The 18,486-nt window shown below is 44.8% G+C and carries 15 protein-coding genes and 1 tRNA gene; 14 read left to right on the top strand and 2 right to left on the bottom strand.

Annotated features, from left to right (window positions below):
• The first annotated feature begins 7 nt into the window (after positions 1–7).
• From purT to mglC, 8 genes are all read left to right on the top strand, one after another.
• Positions 8–1,198 carry a formate-dependent phosphoribosylglycinamide formyltransferase gene (gene purT / locus MKY54_RS20855; protein ID WP_076302737.1) on the top strand — a complete coding sequence of 397 codons (1,191 nt, stop codon included), beginning with the start codon at positions 8–10 and terminating at the stop codon, positions 1,196–1,198.
• Positions 1,188–1,652 carry a GNAT family N-acetyltransferase gene (locus MKY54_RS20850; protein WP_232061416.1) on the top strand — a complete coding sequence of 155 codons (465 nt, stop codon included), beginning with the start codon at positions 1,188–1,190 and terminating at the stop codon, positions 1,650–1,652. Before purT ends, MKY54_RS20850 begins: the two co-directional genes overlap by 11 nt.
• 194 nt (positions 1,653–1,846) lie before the next feature.
• Positions 1,847–3,499 (top strand): response regulator, encoded by a 1,653-nt coding sequence (locus MKY54_RS20845; protein ID WP_076127582.1) that lies wholly within the window; start codon positions 1,847–1,849, stop codon positions 3,497–3,499.
• A 2-nt stretch (positions 3,500–3,501) separates the two neighbouring features.
• On the top strand, positions 3,502–5,331 hold the full coding sequence (locus tag MKY54_RS20840) for a sensor histidine kinase (protein WP_081383399.1): 1,830 nt from the start codon (positions 3,502–3,504) through the stop codon (positions 5,329–5,331).
• On the top strand, positions 5,328–6,350 hold the full coding sequence (locus tag MKY54_RS20835) for a substrate-binding domain-containing protein (protein ID WP_339187803.1): 1,023 nt from the start codon (positions 5,328–5,330) through the stop codon (positions 6,348–6,350). The genes MKY54_RS20840 and MKY54_RS20835 overlap by 4 nt, the downstream gene beginning before the upstream one ends.
• A gap of 198 nt (positions 6,351–6,548) precedes the next feature.
• On the top strand, positions 6,549–7,619 hold the full coding sequence (locus MKY54_RS20830) for a galactose ABC transporter substrate-binding protein (RefSeq protein WP_094903385.1): 1,071 nt from the start codon (positions 6,549–6,551) through the stop codon (positions 7,617–7,619).
• 146 nt (positions 7,620–7,765) lie between these two features.
• On the top strand, positions 7,766–9,277 hold the full coding sequence (locus MKY54_RS20825; RefSeq protein ID WP_076101437.1) for a sugar ABC transporter ATP-binding protein: 1,512 nt from the start codon (positions 7,766–7,768) through the stop codon (positions 9,275–9,277).
• Positions 9,278–9,370: 93 nt separating this feature from the next.
• Positions 9,371–10,378, top strand: coding sequence for a galactose/methyl galactoside ABC transporter permease MglC (gene mglC / locus MKY54_RS20820; RefSeq protein ID WP_076127586.1), 1,008 nt, complete (start codon positions 9,371–9,373; stop codon positions 10,376–10,378).
• 674 nt (positions 10,379–11,052) lie between these two features.
• On the opposite strand, the gene MKY54_RS20815 is transcribed toward mglC, so the two are convergent.
• Positions 11,053–11,547, bottom strand: coding sequence for a hypothetical protein (locus MKY54_RS20815; protein WP_339187802.1), 495 nt, complete (start codon positions 11,545–11,547; stop codon positions 11,053–11,055).
• 33 nt (positions 11,548–11,580) lie between these two features.
• Between MKY54_RS20815 and MKY54_RS20810 the strand changes: the two genes are divergently transcribed.
• The 3 genes from MKY54_RS20810 to MKY54_RS20800 all read left to right on the top strand — a co-directional run bounded on the left by MKY54_RS20810 (position 11,581) and on the right by MKY54_RS20800 (position 14,976).
• Positions 11,581–11,883, top strand: coding sequence for a hypothetical protein (locus MKY54_RS20810; protein WP_339187799.1), 303 nt, complete (start codon positions 11,581–11,583; stop codon positions 11,881–11,883).
• Positions 11,884–11,982: 99 nt separating this feature from the next.
• Complete coding sequence (locus MKY54_RS20805; RefSeq protein ID WP_339168794.1) at positions 11,983–13,947, top strand: WG repeat-containing protein; 1,965 nt, start codon at positions 11,983–11,985, stop codon at positions 13,945–13,947.
• A gap of 312 nt (positions 13,948–14,259) precedes the next feature.
• A complete protein-coding gene (locus MKY54_RS20800) occupies positions 14,260–14,976 on the top strand; it encodes a CAP domain-containing protein (protein ID WP_036685704.1) in 717 nt (238 codons plus the stop codon).
• 133 nt (positions 14,977–15,109) lie between these two features.
• Here MKY54_RS20800 and MKY54_RS20795 read toward each other — a convergent pair.
• Positions 15,110–15,182 (bottom strand) — tRNA-Lys (locus MKY54_RS20795).
• Between the two features lie 238 nt (positions 15,183–15,420).
• On the opposite strand from MKY54_RS20795, the gene MKY54_RS20790 reads away from it, so the two are divergent.
• The 3 genes from MKY54_RS20790 (at position 15,421) to MKY54_RS20780 (ending at position 18,325) form a co-directional block, all read left to right on the top strand.
• Positions 15,421–16,260 carry a GDSL-type esterase/lipase family protein gene (locus tag MKY54_RS20790; protein WP_076127595.1) on the top strand — a complete coding sequence of 280 codons (840 nt, stop codon included), beginning with the start codon at positions 15,421–15,423 and terminating at the stop codon, positions 16,258–16,260.
• 102 nt (positions 16,261–16,362) lie between these two features.
• On the top strand, positions 16,363–17,343 hold the full coding sequence (locus MKY54_RS20785) for an ABC transporter ATP-binding protein (RefSeq protein ID WP_076183951.1): 981 nt from the start codon (positions 16,363–16,365) through the stop codon (positions 17,341–17,343).
• Positions 17,336–18,325 carry an ABC transporter permease gene (locus MKY54_RS20780; protein WP_036685819.1) on the top strand — a complete coding sequence of 330 codons (990 nt, stop codon included), beginning with the start codon at positions 17,336–17,338 and terminating at the stop codon, positions 18,323–18,325. Before MKY54_RS20785 ends, MKY54_RS20780 begins: the two co-directional genes overlap by 8 nt.
• The last annotated feature ends 161 nt before the right edge of the window (positions 18,326–18,486 follow it).

Genomic DNA, 18,486 nt, shown 5'->3' with positions numbered 1-18,486 from the left:
ATCGACAATGTGGGGAGCTCCTTTTTCAGCTCAAAGCCGCAAGCTGTTGCTGCTGGGCAGCGGGGAACTGGGTAAGGAAGTCATAATTGAAGCTCAACGCCTTGGCGTAGAGACCGTAGCTGTAGACCGTTATACCGATGCACCGGCGATGGGTGTAGCTCATCGTTCACATGTAATTGATATGCTGGATGCAGAGGCGCTGAAAGCGCTGATTCGCTCTGAGAAACCGGATGTCATTGTTCCGGAGATTGAGGCAATTGCCACTCATGCTCTTCAAGAGCTTGAAGAAGAAGGCTTTTTCGTTGTTCCGACGGCGCGGGCGGCTCGGCTGACCATGGACAGAGAAGGGATTCGTCGTCTTGCGGCTGAAGACCTTGGACTGCCAACTGCTGATTACCGTTTTGCGGATAGTCTGGAAGAGCTGCAACAAGCTATAGCCGAGCTAGGCACTCCTTGTGTCATTAAGCCGATTATGAGTTCTTCTGGCAAGGGTCAGAGCGTATGCAAAAGCCCTGAGGATGCAGAAAACTGCTGGAACACTGCTTTGGTTGGAGCGAGAGCTAAAGGAACACGAGTTATCGTGGAGGCTTTTGTTACTTTTGAGAGCGAGATTACTCTTTTGACGGTGCGTTCTGTGTCTGGTACGGTATTTTGTCCACCTATTGGACATATTCAGAAGGATGGAGATTACGTGGAATCCTGGCAGCCTCACTTTATGAAGCCAGAGCTGCTTGAAGAAGCGCAATCTATTGCAAATGCAGTAACGGATCAGCTCGGAGGTTTCGGTATTTTTGGAGTGGAACTTTTTTTGACAGATCGAGGCGTATTGTTCAGTGAAGTGTCACCTAGACCCCATGATACGGGGATGGTCACGATGGCGACGCAGGATTTATCTCAATTTGCAGTGCATGTCAGAGCTATTCTTGGTTTTCCTGTCCAGTCAGTACAATTGCTGACACCTGGTGCCTCAGCTACGCTGAAGGCTGATGGAGAAGGACGAGCCTTTGCTGTGACCGGAATTGGTGAAGCTTTGGAACTGCCTAGGACTCAGGTTCGCGTATTTGGTAAACCGGAAGTTCGTCCTGGTCGGCGGATGGCAGTAGCGTTAAGTGCGGCGGAAGATGTGGAAATCGCGCGGACGATAGCCAAGCAGGCGGCGTCTATGCTAAAAGTGGAGGTATATGAGGATGAACAGTAGTACCATGGCACCTGTACTGGAAATTCGCAAATGCGGCTTGAATGATCTGGAGAGAGTTACAGCGCTTCTGCGGGAATTCGGCTATCCAACAACGCTAAGCGTGATGAAAGAGAGACTGGAAAGCATGGAGAACAGCAATCTCCAATGCACACTTGTAGCAGAGCTGAACAATGAAGTTGTGGGTATGATCGGCCTTAGACAGGTAAGCTCGTATTACAAACAGACAGATTGTATCACTGAGATTACTGCACTTATCGTATCAGAAGAACTCAGAGGAAACGGACTCGGTAAAAGACTTGTGGCCGCAGCAGAAGAATGGGCACGTGAGCAAGGTTGCTGTCAGCTTTTCCTTAGAAGTGGCAACCGCGTAGAACGCGCACCGGCACATGCTTTTTATCGTCATATCGGTTTCGAAAAGACAGCAGGCTATCGCTTTAACAAAGCGTTGCTATAATACTTATAGGTTACCGATCATCCCCATCCCAGCTACGGCGGGATGGTTTTTTTTTGCTCTGGAACTCTTTTTTTATATGTATTTAATATATTAATACCTAAAACTATTTAAATAACTTAACCATAGATGGATTGGTTTGAATCATATACAATAAAATTTATGACATCTAAAACGTTTCCAAAGAGGGATGAGACATGTATAAGCTAGTTCTTGCTGAAGATGAAGAAGACGTTAGGGAAGGCGTTATCGGGCAGATTGACTGGGAGCGTTACGGATTTGAGATTGTCGAGCAGGCGGAGAATGGACGGGAAGCTGCGGATGCCATAGACCGTTTGCTGCCGGATGTGGTAGTTACCGATATCCAAATGCCTTTTATGAATGGACTTCAGCTGGCTGAATGGATTCGTAGTCATCATCCTAACACTAAGATTATCATTTTGACTGGGTATGATGAATTTGAATATGCTCAGAAGGCGATAAAATTGCAAATTGATGAGTATATTTTGAAACCGTTCTCTTCACAGGAATTAATTGAAGTATTGCTTAAGGTTAGAGCCACTATCGAGGCTGAAATTGCAGAAAAAGAAAATGTATTTGTACTCAGTGAGCATTACCGGAAAAGTCTGCCTGTGTTAAGGGAGCAATTTTTATCGTCCCTTATTTCGCGTAGATTGCGTACGGATGAAATTGCTGAGAAAAGCACTGAATATGGCATAAAATTAACGGGACGGTGGTTTCAGGCTTCGGTAATTAGTGTGGATTATATTCGTCCTGAGCGGGAATCTGCTGGGGGTGCAACAGGCGGGCAAATTTCTTTACGAGACACTGGTGAAAAGAATTTACAGCTATTCGCTGTGCTGAATATTGCTGAAGAAATATGCTCGAAGCATGGTTTTGGAAGGGTGTTTATTCATCGTGATGAGGTCGTATTGCTCACAATCCATGAAGAAGGGGAAGAAACTGATATCACTGGAAAGACTTTTGAGCTTCTTGAAGAAATCCGCCAGAACGTACAGCGTTTTCTGAAGCTGACGGTAACGGCAGGCTCCGGAACGGTCTGTTCATCGCCTGCTTTGTTATTTAATTCTTTTGGGGATGCCTTGCAGGCATTAGATTATCGGCTTATTCTCGGCAATAACCGGGTGATCTGGATTGAGGACGTTGAGTCACGTTCCAGCACACTGCTAACCTATGATGAACTAACCCAGCAATCCTTAATCCGGACGATTAAACTAGGTACGGTGCAAGAACTCAAAGAGGTTGTTGAGGAGTTATTTGCCGGTCTTGACGCAGAGCAGGTGTCTACACAGGATTATCAGATTTTTTTGCTGGAGATTTTTACATCTATCCTGCGAGTGGCTAAAGAATCCGGCAGTGAAGCTGCAAAGTATATTGGTTCTGGCATTTCGTCGCTAACTGCCATCAATAAATTTAATAGTATGGCCGAAGCCAAGCAATGGATTATTGCAGTCTGTAGCGGTTTAATGGATACGATTGCATTAGAACGTCAATCTTCCTATAAGCTGCTTATTGATGAAGCTAAAGAATATATACGCAGCCACTATGTTGAATCTGATATTTCCATCGGCAAGGTTTGTCAGCATTTACATATAAGTACCGGCTATTTTAGCAGTATTTTTAAGAAGGAAATGAAAATGACGTTCGTTAGTTATCTTTTGCAAATTAGGTTAGAGGCAGCCAAGGAACTTTTGCGGTCCACGGAGCTGAGGGCTTTTGAAATCGCAGAAAAAATAGGTTTTGCCGATCCTAACTATTTCAGCTTTTGTTTCCGCAAAAAATATGGCCAATCTCCTAAAGAGTATAAAAACAGCTCCAGAGGAGGGTAAAGATGCTGAAGGATAAACCTTATTCCTTTCCTCTAAGACCGCAGCATCCCAAAGGCGGAAAACGTCGGTTGTCCTCCAAGCTCCGAAGCATTCAAGTTACGATTACACTCACTTTTACATCTGTTGCCGTGCTGGTAGCTGTTGTTGTCAGCCTTATGCTGTACAACAAGTTTGCCAAGACCGCAGAAGAGAATGCCAATATGAATATGCAGCAGATCATTGAGCAAGTGAATTACAATCTGGGTCTTTATGTTAAGGGAATGCGCAATATTTTTGAGACAGCGGAGGAGCAGATTACGAATAGCCCTTCCGTGGATTCCGCTTTATTGACGGAAAGAATGGCTATGCTAATGGGGAGCAGAGAGGATCTGGTCTCAGCGGCTGTTTTTACACCACAGGGGAAATATGTCGTGGGTACACCCGGTCAGAAGCTGCGCAGCAACACACAGCTGGAGACTCAGAGCTGGTTTACGACGGCGCAAAGAACATCAGAGCTCTCCTATTCCGCACCTCATATTCAGAATTTGTTCAAAGGTCAATATATCTGGGTCGTGTCTATCAGCAAATTAATTCAATATAAGGAGAACGGAGTCTTAAAAACCGGCATTCTGCTGATGGATTTTAACTTTCGAACCATTGATGAGCTGAGCAAGCAGGTTAAGCTTGGCAAAAGAGGATACGCTTACATCCTCGATCAGCTAGGAAATATTGTGTACCATCCCCAGCAGCAGCTGATTTACGCTGGCTTAAAATATGAGAATGTGGAGCCAGTACTGGAATATGCTTTTCGTAGCTATTTGGATGAGTCTACGGGTGAAAAACGGTTTATCACCGTAAGAACACTGGAACAGACAGGCTGGAAGATCGTGGGCGTGGCTTATTACGATGAGATTGTAACCACCAAACGTGATCTAAACACTTTTTTATCCTGGTTTTTAGCGGTAGTCATTTTATGCGTAATTATTGTATCCGTCTTTTTGTCTGCACGTATTGCCCGCCCTATCCGCAAGCTGGAACGGACGCTTCAGCAGGTGGGCGAAGGGGATCTCAACACCCGAATAGATGTCAGTGGGGCGTATGAGGTGGAACAGCTGTCCAAACGGTTTAACCTTATGCTACAACGTATCCGTCAACTGATGGATCAGATTATTTATGAACAGGAAACCAAACGTAAAGGTGAGCTTGAAGTACTGCAATCCCAGATCAATCCGCACTTTCTGTACAATACCTTGAATTCTGTGATCCGGCTCGCTGAACGCGGCAAGACTGAGGAGGTAGTCACGATGATTCAGTCCTTATCGAAGTTTTTCCGGATTAGCCTTAGTAAAGGGAATAATATGATTACCGTGCAGGAAGAGCTTGATCATGTTCGTCATTACCTTGTGATTCAGAGCTTTCGGTTCAAAAATAAGTTCCGCTACGAGATCGAGGCTCAGGATGAAGTGCTGCAGTGTCAGACGATTAAGCTAATTTTACAACCTATTGTGGAGAATGCCCTGTATCACGGGATTGAAATGATGCCTGATGAAGGTTTTATTTCGATCCAAGCGGAGCTGAAGGATGATCTTGTCATCATCCGCATTCGTGATAATGGACTGGGAATGTCCGAGGAGACTATGAAGGTTCTTTTGACTGGCGGCAGTAAGAGTATGCATGGCTCCGGGGTAGGCGTTAGAAATGTAAACGAGCGTATTGAGCTGTATTATGGGCGTGATTATGGTCTTTCTTTTGAAAGTGAAATTGAAGAAGGCACTACGGTTACTCTTATCTTCCCGGCACTCGCAGCAGGCGAGGGCAATCCTGGACATGAGGAGGATGAGACATCGGTATGAGAATCATTCGTTTTTGGCTAACCCTGCTGGTATGTGTGGTGTTATGGACAACTATCACCTCTTGTTTTAATTCGGCACCTAATTATATCAACACGAACAAAACCCGCAATATTCATCTTATTGTAAAAATGAACAAAGGTGACTATTGGAATACAGTTAGATTGGGCGCAGAAGCCGCGGCACAGGAATTTAATGTGAAACTAACGTTCAAAGCTCCGAATGCTGAGAGTGATATTGCGGAACAGGTCAGAATGGTTGAGGACTCCATTAAAGAAAAAGCGGACGTTATTATTTTAGCTGCCAGTAGCTATATGGGACTTGCACAAGTGGTTGATCGGGCGGCATATTCCAAGATTCCCGTATTGTCTGTGGATGCAGAAGTCGGTTCGGCCAGAGTAAGAGCCTATGTGGGTTCAAACGGTTATGAAGCGGGACAAAAGTCTGCAGAAAGACTCATTCAGCTGCTAAATGGATACGGGGAGGTCGGCATCATTAACTTCACAAATTCATCTTTGGGGGCGGAGCAGGAGTCTTCAAACGGCATTGAATATGGTGCTAGGGACGCGGAGGAGCGGGAAAAGGGATTTTTAAATTACGCTGCCCGATATCCGAACATACAGGTAGTAGAGATTTCTTATACCACTTCGAGTATTAGTGATGCTGAAGAGCTGACACGGTTAATGCTGCTGAAACATCCAAATCTTCGCGGGATCGCCAGCTTGAATGAGACAGCTTCACAGGGGGCGGCAAAAGCTATCCAGAGCCGAGGGCTGCATAATATTAAAATGGTTGCGTTCGACAGCTCCCCGTCAATGATGGAGTTGCTGCAGGAGGGTACGGTTCAAGCGACCGTAATCCAAAATCCTTTTAGTAACGGGTATTTAGCCGTAAAACATGCCGTTGAGGTAATCGAAGGAATGGATGTTCCTGAACGTGTCGATACGGGCACTAAACTCATTGATTTGGACAATATGCTGTGGCCTGAGAATCAGAAATTGTTATTTCCCTTCGTCAGATAGTGGACGGTTTATTTTTGAAAAGACGAATGCCATCCTTAAAATGGGAGGTATTCGTTTTTTGGGTTCAGTAGAATTTTTATAAAAGTGAGTAGGATTTTATATTCGAAACCGTTTTCACCTAAGGCATAATATGGATGTGCCCGAGAGAATTCAGGGTTAAACCAAAAAAAAGAAGTATAAACAGGAGGTCAATGAATAATGAAAAAAATCACTTCCGTTCTTTTAGCAAGCGCAATACTGGGTGCCGCCCTGGCAGGCTGTGGCAATAGCAACAATAATGCAGACAGTGGTAAAGCTACCAACGCTCCAAAAACTGAAAATGCGGGCTCTTCCACTGAAACGCCAAAAGTAGGGGTAGCCATTTACAAATTTGACGATACCTTCATGACAGGTGTTCGTAACGCAATCGACACTGCTGCCAAAGGCATTGCTACTGTAGATATCGTAGATAGCCAAAATTCTCAACCCACACAAAATGACAAAGTTGACTTGTTCATCACCAAAAAATATAAAGGCATGCTGATCAATCCGGTTGACCGTACTGCGGCTGGCGTTATTATCGAAAAAGCAAAAGCGGCAAATATTCCGGTGGTTTTCCTGAACCGCGAGCCGCTGCCAGAAGATATGAAGAAATGGGATAAGGTTTATTATGTAGGCGCTAAAGCGGAAGAATCCGGAACTATGTCCGGTCAACTGATCGTGGACTACTGGAAGGCACATCCTGAAGCAGATAAAAACGGCGACGGTGTCCTTCAATACGTAATGCTAAAAGGCGAACCGGGGCACCAAGACGCTGAGCTTCGTACTACTTACTCCATCCAAGCAATTGAAGATGCCGGCATCAAGGTAGAAAAGCTGGCTGAAGATACTGCGATGTGGGACCGCGTAAAAGGGCAAGAAAAAATGGCAGCGTTCCTTGGCTCCCATGGCGACAAAATTGAAGCTGTGCTTGCGAACAATGACGATATGGCTCTCGGTGCCATCGAAGCTCTGAAAGCTTCAGGTTACTTCACGGGTGATAAATTCATGCCGGTAGTAGGTGTAGATGCTACTGCTCCTGCGATTCAAGCGCTGCAAGATGGAACGATGCTTGGTACCGTGCTGAATGATGCGAACAACCAAGGTAAAGCTGCGATCACAGTTGCTGCTCTGCTTGCTAAAGGAGAAACACCTACAAAAGATAACGTAGGTTTTGATATCACAGACAACCAATATGTGTGGATTTCCTATAAAAAGATCACCAAAGACAATATCGATGACGCCAAATAATAACGCTCTAATCTAGATGAAATTCATGATCATATGGCAGCAACGGGGAGCGGATATTCGCTCCTCGGATTTCTTTCAGGCAGGGAACAGGATGAAACCGCTGTGCCTCTCATGAAAAAAGAAAAAAGCGTAGGGGGCGTAACAACATGGAAAAAGCTGAGTTTTTGCTAGAAATGAATGACATTACTAAAGAATTCCCCGGCGTCAAAGCGCTGGATGCAGTTAGTTTAAAGGTCAGACCAGGTTCGGTGCATGCCCTTATGGGCGAGAATGGTGCGGGTAAGTCCACTTTAATGAAATGTCTCTTTGGTATTTATTCACCGGATGCCGGTGAGATTTTTTTGGAGGGTGAGAAGACCTCTATCGGAAGCTCAAATGACGCTTTGAAAAATGGGATCTCCATGATTCACCAGGAGTTGCATCCCGTGCCGTTCCGAAGTGTGATGGAGAATATCTGGTTAGGACGTTTCCCAACCAAAGGGATTGGACCTTTTCAGTTTATTGACCATAAGAAAATGTACACTGACACGGAGAATTTGTTTAAAGACCTGGATATCGATCTGAATCCCGAGACATTAGTGGGTAAACTGTCTGTATCCAAAATCCAATCCATTGAAATTGCGAAGGCTGTCTCTTTTCACTCCCGCGTTATTGTAATGGATGAACCTACTTCCTCCCTCACTAGTGTGGAGGTGGAGCATTTATTTCGGATCATACGGGACCTTAGGAGTAGAGGCGTAGCTATTATTTATATATCTCACAAAATGGAAGAGATTCTCGAAATTTCTGACGAGGTTACCATTATGCGGGACGGTAAAAAAATCGGAACCTGGCCAGCGGCGGAATTGACTACAGACCTTATCATTTCCAAAATGGTCGGCCGTGACTTGACCAATCGATTCCCAGAACGCTTTAACGTGCCTGGCGAAGTATATATGAAGGTGGAAGGGTTAACCTCCCCTGAAGAAAGATCGTTTAAAGATGTTTCTTTTGAATTAAGGCGAGGTGAGGTTTTAGGGATTGGTGGTCTGGTAGGCGCTCAGAGAACAGAGGTTATTGAAGCATTATTTGGCCTGAGGGCTATTAAATCGGGGACGATTTCTATCGATGGTAAGCGCATTCATATCCAATCTCCCAAGGATGCTAAGAAACACGGAATGGCTTTGCTTACGGAGGAACGGCGTGTCACCGGTATTTTTCCAGTCTTGTCTGTTCATGAAAATGGCGCAATCGCTAATCTGCATCGATACCAGAAACTACTACTTCTACTAGATGGAAAAAAGAAAAAAGAAGAAGTCGATAAAATGATTGAAAAATTACGGACCAAAACTCCAACAACCAAAACGCTGATCATGAATCTTTCTGGTGGGAATCAGCAAAAAGTGCTGCTCGCCAGATGGCTTCTAACCGAGCCCGAAATCCTGCTTCTGGACGAGCCGACTCGCGGTATCGACGTAGGGGCTAAATTCGAGATTTATTCGATTATTGCCGACTTGGCGCAGCAAGGGAAAAGCATCATTATGATCTCCTCAGAAATGCCGGAGCTGCTCGGAATGTCTGACCGTGTAATGGTCATGTCGGAGGGTAGGCTTACCGGAATACTAGAAGGCGAGCAAGCTACGGAAACCGAAGTTATGCGACTCGCTGCACAGCATTAGGATAGGATTTCAATGATAGTTTTGCGGGGCGAAACTAGATTTGGTTTACGAAGAGAAGTACTCTTCGCGTAACTTTAAGGAGGAACACTACTAATGAACGCTAAACGAGCCCAATCTTTTATTACTCAAAATGCTATTTATATTGTCTTGGTAATTCTAATTATGGGTATTGCCTTATATGAGCCGGCCTTTATCTCTGTAAATACTTTACGGGACATTCTAATTCAGTCGTCAACACGGATTATCATCGCGCTTGGTGTTGCCTTCATCCTTATCACAGCTGGGACGGACTTGTCTGCTGGACGTGTGGTTGGTTTTACAGCGGTAATCTCTGCTTCGATGCTGCAAATTCCGGATTATTCCCGGCGCTTTTTTCCTGATCTGCCGCAGGTGCAAGTGTGGCTTCCGATCCTTATAGCTATTATCGCTGGCCTTCTCTGCGGACTCGTCAATGGTATTGTCGTCTCCAAGCTGAACGTCCCGCCGTTTATCGCAACACTGGGTACGATGGTTATCGTCTACGGCTTGAATTCCTTGTACTTTGACATGGACCCCAACCAATCACAGCCGATTGGCGGTCTGCGTCCAGATTTCACTACAATCGGTTCCGGGTTTATTGGCAAGGGGCAATATTCAATCCCGTATATCGTGTTGATAGCCTTGGGTGTCGCCGCCATCGTATGGGTGGTGTTCAATAAAACTAAGCTGGGCAAGAACATGTACGCTATCGGCGGTAACATGCAGGCAGCAAAAGTATCTGGCATCGATGTTTCCAAGAACTTGATCTACATCTATGCGATTGCTGGAGCCCTTTATGGTTTGGCGGGTGTGCTGGAGGCTGCCAGAACAGGTGGCGCAACCAATAACTATGGTAACATGTATGAGCTCGATGCGATTGCTGCTTGCGTCGTGGGCGGGGTGTCCACAACCGGTGGTATCGGAACAGTGCCAGGTGTTCTGGTCGGTGTTATTATCTTTACCTTAATCAACTACGGCCTGACCTTTATCGGCATCAGCCCTTACTATCAGTTGATTATCAAAGGTCTGATCATCATCGCCGCGGTCGCATTTGATATGCGGAAATATTCTTCGAAGAAGTAGTTGTGTGGGGGATGTGTGGTGATTATAGCGTTTGCTATTTATGGCAAACGCTTTTTGGTTTGTCCATTTCGCTTGCGGATATAAGCAACTCGTAAGAATCAGTTCATAAGTACCAATTCATAAGTACCAATTTAAAGTACAAATTCACAATTGCAAATTCATAAGTACTGAACGTCGCCCCCTTGCTCCTCGCATAGGAAAACTACGCACGAGCACGAAAACTACCCACTAAAATGCCACCACGACCAAATAGTGTCACCACCACTAACACACAGATCATCAATGGCTACTACAAACATGAAACAAATACACCACTAAAACTACCCGCCAAAATGCCACCACGACTAAACAGCGCCAGCAACACTAACATCAACATTACTTACCACCACCAACTTCAATCAACATTGCCACCCCTGCTCCATCAAATCTAATATTCCACCAATAGGATTTACTCCACCCAATAGTTGCACCATAACCGCCACGGTACTACTACAGCATCATTACCATCACCAATTAATATCATCAACACAAACACGGTTATCACAATCCTCTCAACATTAACAGCATGAACACGGCAATCACCGCCACAAATCAATATCAGCAGCAATAAAACTACCATCGCCATCAGGAGCACCACGAAAACACATCATATTCATCATTGCTCACCAACAATATCAACAAACTAATATTAGTAACAGAACAGAAGCACCATGAGGTGAGAGAACGGTATAAATCCCGTAGAATTGGCTGAAAGGAGCTACGTGGGGCCAAAGAACGGTATAAATCCCGTAGAATTGGCTGAAAGGAGCTACGTGGGGCCAAAGAACGGTATAAATCCCGTAGAATTGGCTGAAACGAGCTACGTGGGGCGAAAGAACGGTATAAATCCCGCAGAATTGGCTGAAACGAGCTATGTGTGGCGAATGAACGGTATAAATCCCGTAGAATTGGCTGTAACGAGCTACGTGGGGCGAAAGAACGGTATAAATCCCGTAGAATTGGCTGAAACGAGCTACGTGGGGCGAAAGAACGGTATAAATCCCGTAGAATTGGCTGAAACGAGCTACGTGAGGTGAAAGAACGGTATAAATCCCGTAGAATTGGCTGTAACGAGCTACGTGGGGCGAAAGAACGGTATAAATCCCGTAGAATTGGCTGAAATGAGCCACGTGGGCCGAATGAACGGTATAAATCCCGCAGAATTGGCTGAAACGAGCTACGTGAGGCGAAAGAACGGTATAAATCCCGCAGAATTAGCTGAAACGAGCTACGGAGGAGGAAAGAGAGGCATTAATGCTCTAAAGTACGCCAAAACGAGCTACAGTGGAGGAAAGAGAGGCATTAATGCCCTAGAATACGCCGAAACGAGCTACGGAGGAGGAAAGAGAGGCATTAATGCTCTAAAGTACGCCAAAACGAGCTACAGTGGAGGAAAGAGAGGCAAAAATGCCCTAGAATTCGCCGAAACGAGCAACTATGGAGGAAACACGGTATTTTTCTCCTAGAATGCTCCTCTCCCCCTAACCCCTAAGATCAAAAAGCACATAAACCAACGTTCTCCCATATTCTATAGGCAAATGCCTTTGTTAAAGGGGAGCGACTGGATGTTAAGGATTAGGTTGAATGAGCTAGGGAAAGGGAATGACAATGGTCTGATACAGGCGGATGTATGGAAATGGGATGGCATTGGCTGGAACGAATATATTACTCAGCAGGATGAGGATTTCATACGCACGGAAGAGGAGTTATTCGTCACGATTCCGGCAGAAGCGGGATTATATCGTGTAGATTACTCTAATAAGCCTTTTGAGGCGCCATACTTATTGCCGGAGTGGGTGGGGGACGATCTGCGGACCACGGGTCTCCATCCGGCGCCGTTTAATCTCAAAGAGGGCACACTTTGGGGATATATTAATGACGAAGGCCGTGTTCAGATTGAACCCCGGTACGAATATGCTGAGGATTTTCAGAAGAACGGTCTTGCCGTAGTTCAGCGAAAAAATAGCAGCGGGCTCATTGACAGCACTGGAAGAGAACGAGTGAAGCCGATCTATTCATTTATTGCGCCTTTTTCGGAAGAGCGCGCCGTAGTGTCGGATGCTAAGGGGTACACTTTTATTGATGAAAAAGGCAAAGAAGTGACGTCCGCCCGGTATGATTATTTGAACTCATTACATGAGGGGCGTGCACTATTTTCAAAACAAAATACGACCGGCGGCCAATCGCAATATGGATATGTGGACGCACAAGGCAAAGAGGTGCTGCCTGCGATTTATGTGGATGCCAATGATTTTATGAACGGCGTGGCTTTGGTTAAAATCAAAGAAGGAGAGTATGCGCTCATCGATCCGGATGGGAACATTCTGCATACTTATAACCATCCTTTCGTTGGAAGTCCGGGAGAAGGTTTACTAGCCTATCAAGCGACTGAAAACGGTAAATATGGCTATTTAAATACGGATGGTTCTGTAGCCATTCAACCGCAATTCACCTCTGCTTTACCTTTTTCAGAGGGACGCGCGGTGGTGAATACCGCTGAAAATTATGGCAACGCCTACGGGCTGATTGATAAACAAGGAAAAATGATCATCCCGGCAAAATATTATGAGGTATTGCAGCTAGGTGAAGGCAGAGTAGCCATAGGAACGCCTGTATTCCCCAGCCAGCCTTATCGCGGATCACGTTACGTAATTGCAGATGCGGAAACGGGAGCGGTCCTGAGCAATCACACCCTGCTTGGCGTGAACAATTACCAGGAGGGATTGGCGTCTGTATTTGATGCTAAAGATACCTATTTTATCGATAGAAGTGGAAAAAAGGCAGCCCAGCCCCCAGTTATTCCAGGGGCAGGAACACTCACCCTTAGCGGACGTTTGATAAGAGCAGATGTAGATCAACGCACATCTTATTATGATCGGCAGGGAAAGCAGGTTTGGCGCCAAAATGGAGTCATTCCGCTGAGACCTCCCTATTCCGTAGTGGAGAAGAAATACAAACCGAACAGGGATTATCTGGTGTATTATCCGGTCGTTGAGGGGATTGCAAGTGCGGAAGTTTCGCGAGAGGTTAACGATAAGCTGCGCAAGCTATCCCTTGCTGAAGACGTTGGGAGTGGAGGGGTTTCCCAGGACTTTAGTTATAATGGTGATTTTTCAGTCTCTTTCTTCCGTAAAAACCTGCTGGTGCTGGAGCTGACCGGGTATCGTTTTCCTTTTGGAGCAGCACATGGAATGCCTACCAAAATCTATCCGCATATTAATTTGCGCAGCGGCAGGTTCTATAAGCTGGGGGACTTGTTCAAGCCAGGCAGCAGATATGTGGAGAAGCTCAGTAAAATTGTGGGCAAACAGATCGAGAACGATCCACAATATTCATATGTTTTTCCGGATACGTATAAAGGAATTACCTCGGATCAGCCCTTCTTTGTAGATAATGAAGCGTTGTATCTATATTTCGCACCTTATGAGATCGCTCCGTATTCTGCAGGTTTTCCAACCTTCCGGATTCCTTATGCGGAAATCATGGGATTGATCTCTACGGAGGGCGAGTTCTGGCAATCGTTCCATTAATCGTCAGGTATCCATAGGTTTGCTGAAGTTGCCGTCCTTTCGGGGAGGGCGACTTTTTTTGCTTTTTCTCGCTTTTTTTCGCGAATAACAGGTAAAATGGTATTTTTAGGCAGGAAAACAGCGGAAGAAAGCGAATGTATCTAGGAATCGGAAATCTTACAGTCAAGACTATTATATGTAAAAAATTAGAAGCGCACATTTGAGAGATTTATGCTACAATGACTGAGGAACAAATTACAACTTTGTAACATTTGTAGATGGTCACTCTAGGCAGAAGCATATATTACACGCAAGAAAAAAGGAGATGGCAGATTGAAGAACAAGACATTAAAAGCAATCATCGGTGGTAGCGTGGCAGCTGTTATGGCACTTAGTATTTCTCTTCCATTGGAAGCAAATGCGGCATCGAATGAATCGACAGTAACAATAAAAGGCACAAGTTATGAGCAAATATTACAATATTTTAAACAAGCTAATCTTGAGGGATTCCCTTTTTCGAATAGCACAATCGTGGTAACTAAGCCGCAAACTGGAACAGTACCAAACAAAGACAACACGACCACAACTACCACTACAAAACCGGTTACAAAGCCAGCAGACACAACTACTGTAACTAAGCCAACTGATAATACAACTACAACAGGTGCTGTGAGCAATAAAGGAACCTATGTTCAGCAAATCGTAACGCTGGTAAACAAAGAACGTGCAGCAGCTGGTTTGTCACCTGTAGCTGGATTGGACAGCCTGCACAAAGTTGCCGCTACAAAAGCTACAGATATGCGTTCCAATAACTATTTCTCACATACTTCACCTACGTATGGTTCACCTTTTGATATGATGAAATCCTTTGGCATCACTTATAAAGCCGCAGGTGAGAACATCGCAATGGGACAAAAAACACCAGAAGAAGTAATGAAGGCATGGATGAATAGTCCAGGTCACCGCGCTAATATTTTGAATGCTAACTTCAATTATATCGGTGTCGGTTATGATAATAATTACTGGGTTCAAGAGTTTATTGGTAAATAATACGAGTAGATGCTTCAGGAAGAAATCGTTCTCCGATGTAAGTCGGGGAGCGTTTTTTTTTGTGTGGTGAAGATTAAAAATGCAACAAAAAAAGAAGTAAGGAACTTGTCCTTACTTCTTCTGTCTAGCTCTATGGGTTATGCAGGGGTCGAACCTGCGACCTGCCGATTAAGAGTCGGCTGCTCTACCAGCTAAGCTAATAACCCGTAATGTCTAAAGAGTCAACGGTAAATATTATATAATGGCATTAATTAAAAAGCCAGTATTTTTTATTTTCAAAAAAGTCCACACTCGTTCCTCGGCAAAAACACTGTAGCAGCGGGATTTTTTTCTTTGCTAGACATTTGCAAAACTTGTATGGAAGAATTATGTTTATGTAACATAGTTAAGATCTTTGTAAATTGTGGAACAATACATAATAGAACGGCATACGGAGGGATAGCTTTGAAGGATTCGAAATGGACATGGCGCAGCGTCAGCTTGATTTCCATAGTAACAACTATAGTTTTGATGGTTGGTTTAGTTTATGCGGTTAAAGATATTATCTATCCGGTCGGAGAGGTTACCGAGAGCAGCTTGCCTCAGCAAACAGCCGCACCGGTGACGGAGACTGTCAAGCTCCTCAAAATTGTTGCGCTCGGGGATTCGCTTACCAAGGGGACCGGTGATAACACCGGAGAAGGGTTTGTTAAGCGTACGGTTACTGGTTTATCCGCAAAAGGTGTCACAGTAGACTTTTTAGGCAATATGGGGATTAACGGGTTGACTACTGCGGGGCTGTTAAGCAAACTGAACGAAGATGGTGTGGAGTATGCCTTGCGCATGTCGAATGTTGTTTTGCTATCCGTCGGAGGAAATGATCTGTTTAAGGATTCGGATATTCTTGAGAATAATGGGGCGCAACAGGGCAACACAACTTCATCAACCTCGGGGCAGGAGCTGACTCCAGAGTCTTTATTAGCCGCTCTGCCAGAAGCAGCAGCTAGACTGGAGAAGATTCTCGATAAAATCTCACAGATCAATCCGAATGCGCAAGTTTACTATATGGGGCTGTATAATCCCTTTGGCGATATTCCAGAATTACTGGCACCAGGCAATCAAGCGGTAACGAAGTGGAATAATACGGCAATGGATATTATTAATGAGCATAGCAACATGACCTTGGTTCCTACGTTTGACTTGTTTAACAGACATTTGGACAAGTATCTATCCACCGATCATTTTCATCCTAATGGTGATGGCTATCAGCGAATCGGAGAACGGTTCATACAGGCTGTGCAGTAGTATATAGGTGAGTGTTAAATTTTGCAGTAAGATCATGTAGGTAAATGCCCTTTGAGCAAGTACAAACCGAGAAAATGACAGTCACAAGGAGCTAAATTAAATATGACAAAAGCGAACAGTGAAGACTCCGGCACAGTCGTCTTGTCTGTGGACGGGGTACGTAAAAAAATAGGACGAAAATGGATTATTGATGATGTCACTTTCGATGTGAGAGAAGGGGAAATCTTTGGCTTTCTCGGGCCTAATGGCGCTGGGAAGACGACCACGATCCGCATGCTTGTGGATTTGATTCGACCTACTGAGGGCAAGATTACAGTATGTGGGTACAATGTGAACCGAAATCCGGAAAAAGCATTGCAATATGTAGGGTCTATCGTTGAGAATCCTGAGGTGTATACCTATTTGACCGGATGGGAGAATTTGCAGCATTTTGCCCGGATGCAGCCTGGCGTAGACAATGAACGTATTAGCGAAGTGGTCGATATTGTTCGATTAGATCAGAGGATACATGATAAGGTAAGTACATACTCGCTTGGGATGAGACAACGATTAGGCATTGCGCAGGCGCTGTTGGGACGTCCACGGCTGCTTATTTTGGACGAGCCGACGAATGGACTTGACCCTAAAGGCATTAAAGAGCTGCGAGAATTCATTCGCAAGCTGGCGGATGAAGGGCTGGCGGTGTTCGTATCCAGCCATCTGCTTAGTGAAATTCAGCTTCTTTGCGACCGTGTAGCGATTATTAGTAAAGGGCGTGTATTGGCAGTAGGTGCGGTAGATGAGCTGATCGCTCGTAATTCGCCGTATGTACTTTGGGAGCTGGAGCCTTTTGCTGAGGCCCGGGAAATGCTGGCTGATCGTTCAGATATTCAAATTCAGAAACTGGAAGACGTCACATTGGATGACTCAATTATTGCCGGGATGGGCCCCAATTCTTTAATAACGATCATGGATCAGGATCTGATCCCCGAGATTGTGGCCGTAATGGTTACTGCTGAAATTGAGGTGAGAGCTGTGCATAAAATTAATCCGACACTGGAACAGCTATTCTTGAAACTAACGGAGGGTGAGAATGTTGAGTAACTTGCTTCCGCTAATCCGTAATGAGTGCTTGAAGATTATAAAAAAGAAACGGTTTTATGTTATACTGCTGATTCTGATTGTACTGGTGCCTATGTTCACCTATGCACAGATGCGTTCAGCCGAACGGAGTCGGGAGAAATTTAATTCCGATTGGCGGCTTGAGATCCAGCAGCAGATTATCGATAATCAAAATTCACTGGGCAGTGACCGGATTCCAGAGGAATGGAAGACTTATCGGCGAATATTTGTACAACAGCTTCAGTATTATCTTCACCATGACGTTAATCCGAATGAACCTAGCGGGGTTACCTTTACCCGTGAATTTATGGATAATTCGGTTACATTATTTATTCCGTTGCTCATTATGGCGGTGGCCTCAGATTTGGTCTCGGCCGAAAGGACAACCGGAACTATCAAAATGCTGTTGACTAGGCCGGTCAAGCGTTGGAAGGTGCTTTTTAGCAAAATGACAGCACTGCTAATGTTTGTTTCGCTTATCGTACTTTCCACATTTGCAATCAGTTACTTTATCTCTGGTCTCGCCTTTGGTTTTAAGGGTTTTAACATTCCTGTTTTTACAGGCTTTAAAATCAGTGGTGATTCGCTAGATATGTCTACTGTACATGCAGTGCCCCAGTGGAAATATATGCTTATGCAAGGTGGTTTGATTTGGTTCGTCAGCGTAGTGGTTGCACTGCTCGCGTTCATGATCTCGGTGCTTGTTCGCAGTACTGCGGCGAGTATAGTAGTTATGATGGCAGCGCTGATTGCAGGTAGTATACTGACCAATATGGCCTCTGCCTGGACAACAGCAAAATATTTATTTATGGTAAATCTTGGACTGACCAGCTATTTGTCTGGTACTCCCGCCCCCATTGAAGGGATGTCCTTGTCATTTTCCATGGCTGTGCTGGCTGTATGGGGGGCCGCTTCGGTGATCATTTCATTCGCCGTCTTTACGAAAAGGGATATTTTGAATTAGAATGAACAAAGTGACCAAAACGTTTGTTTGCATTTCTTAGAAATATAGGAGAGTATAATTTCACGTTATATTCTATCCTTAGGTTTTTGGCAGTAACGGATACCGTTCTTAACATAAAGGACGGCCAAGCCGTTTCTTCTTAGTATAGAGAAAAGAAGGAG

It is taken from the genome of Paenibacillus sp. FSL P2-0121 (assembly GCF_037975345.1).
Taxonomy (GTDB): Bacteria; Bacillota; Bacilli; order Paenibacillales; family Paenibacillaceae; genus Paenibacillus_AQ; species Paenibacillus_AQ odorifer.
This window is presented reverse-complemented; position numbering and strand designations above follow the sequence as displayed.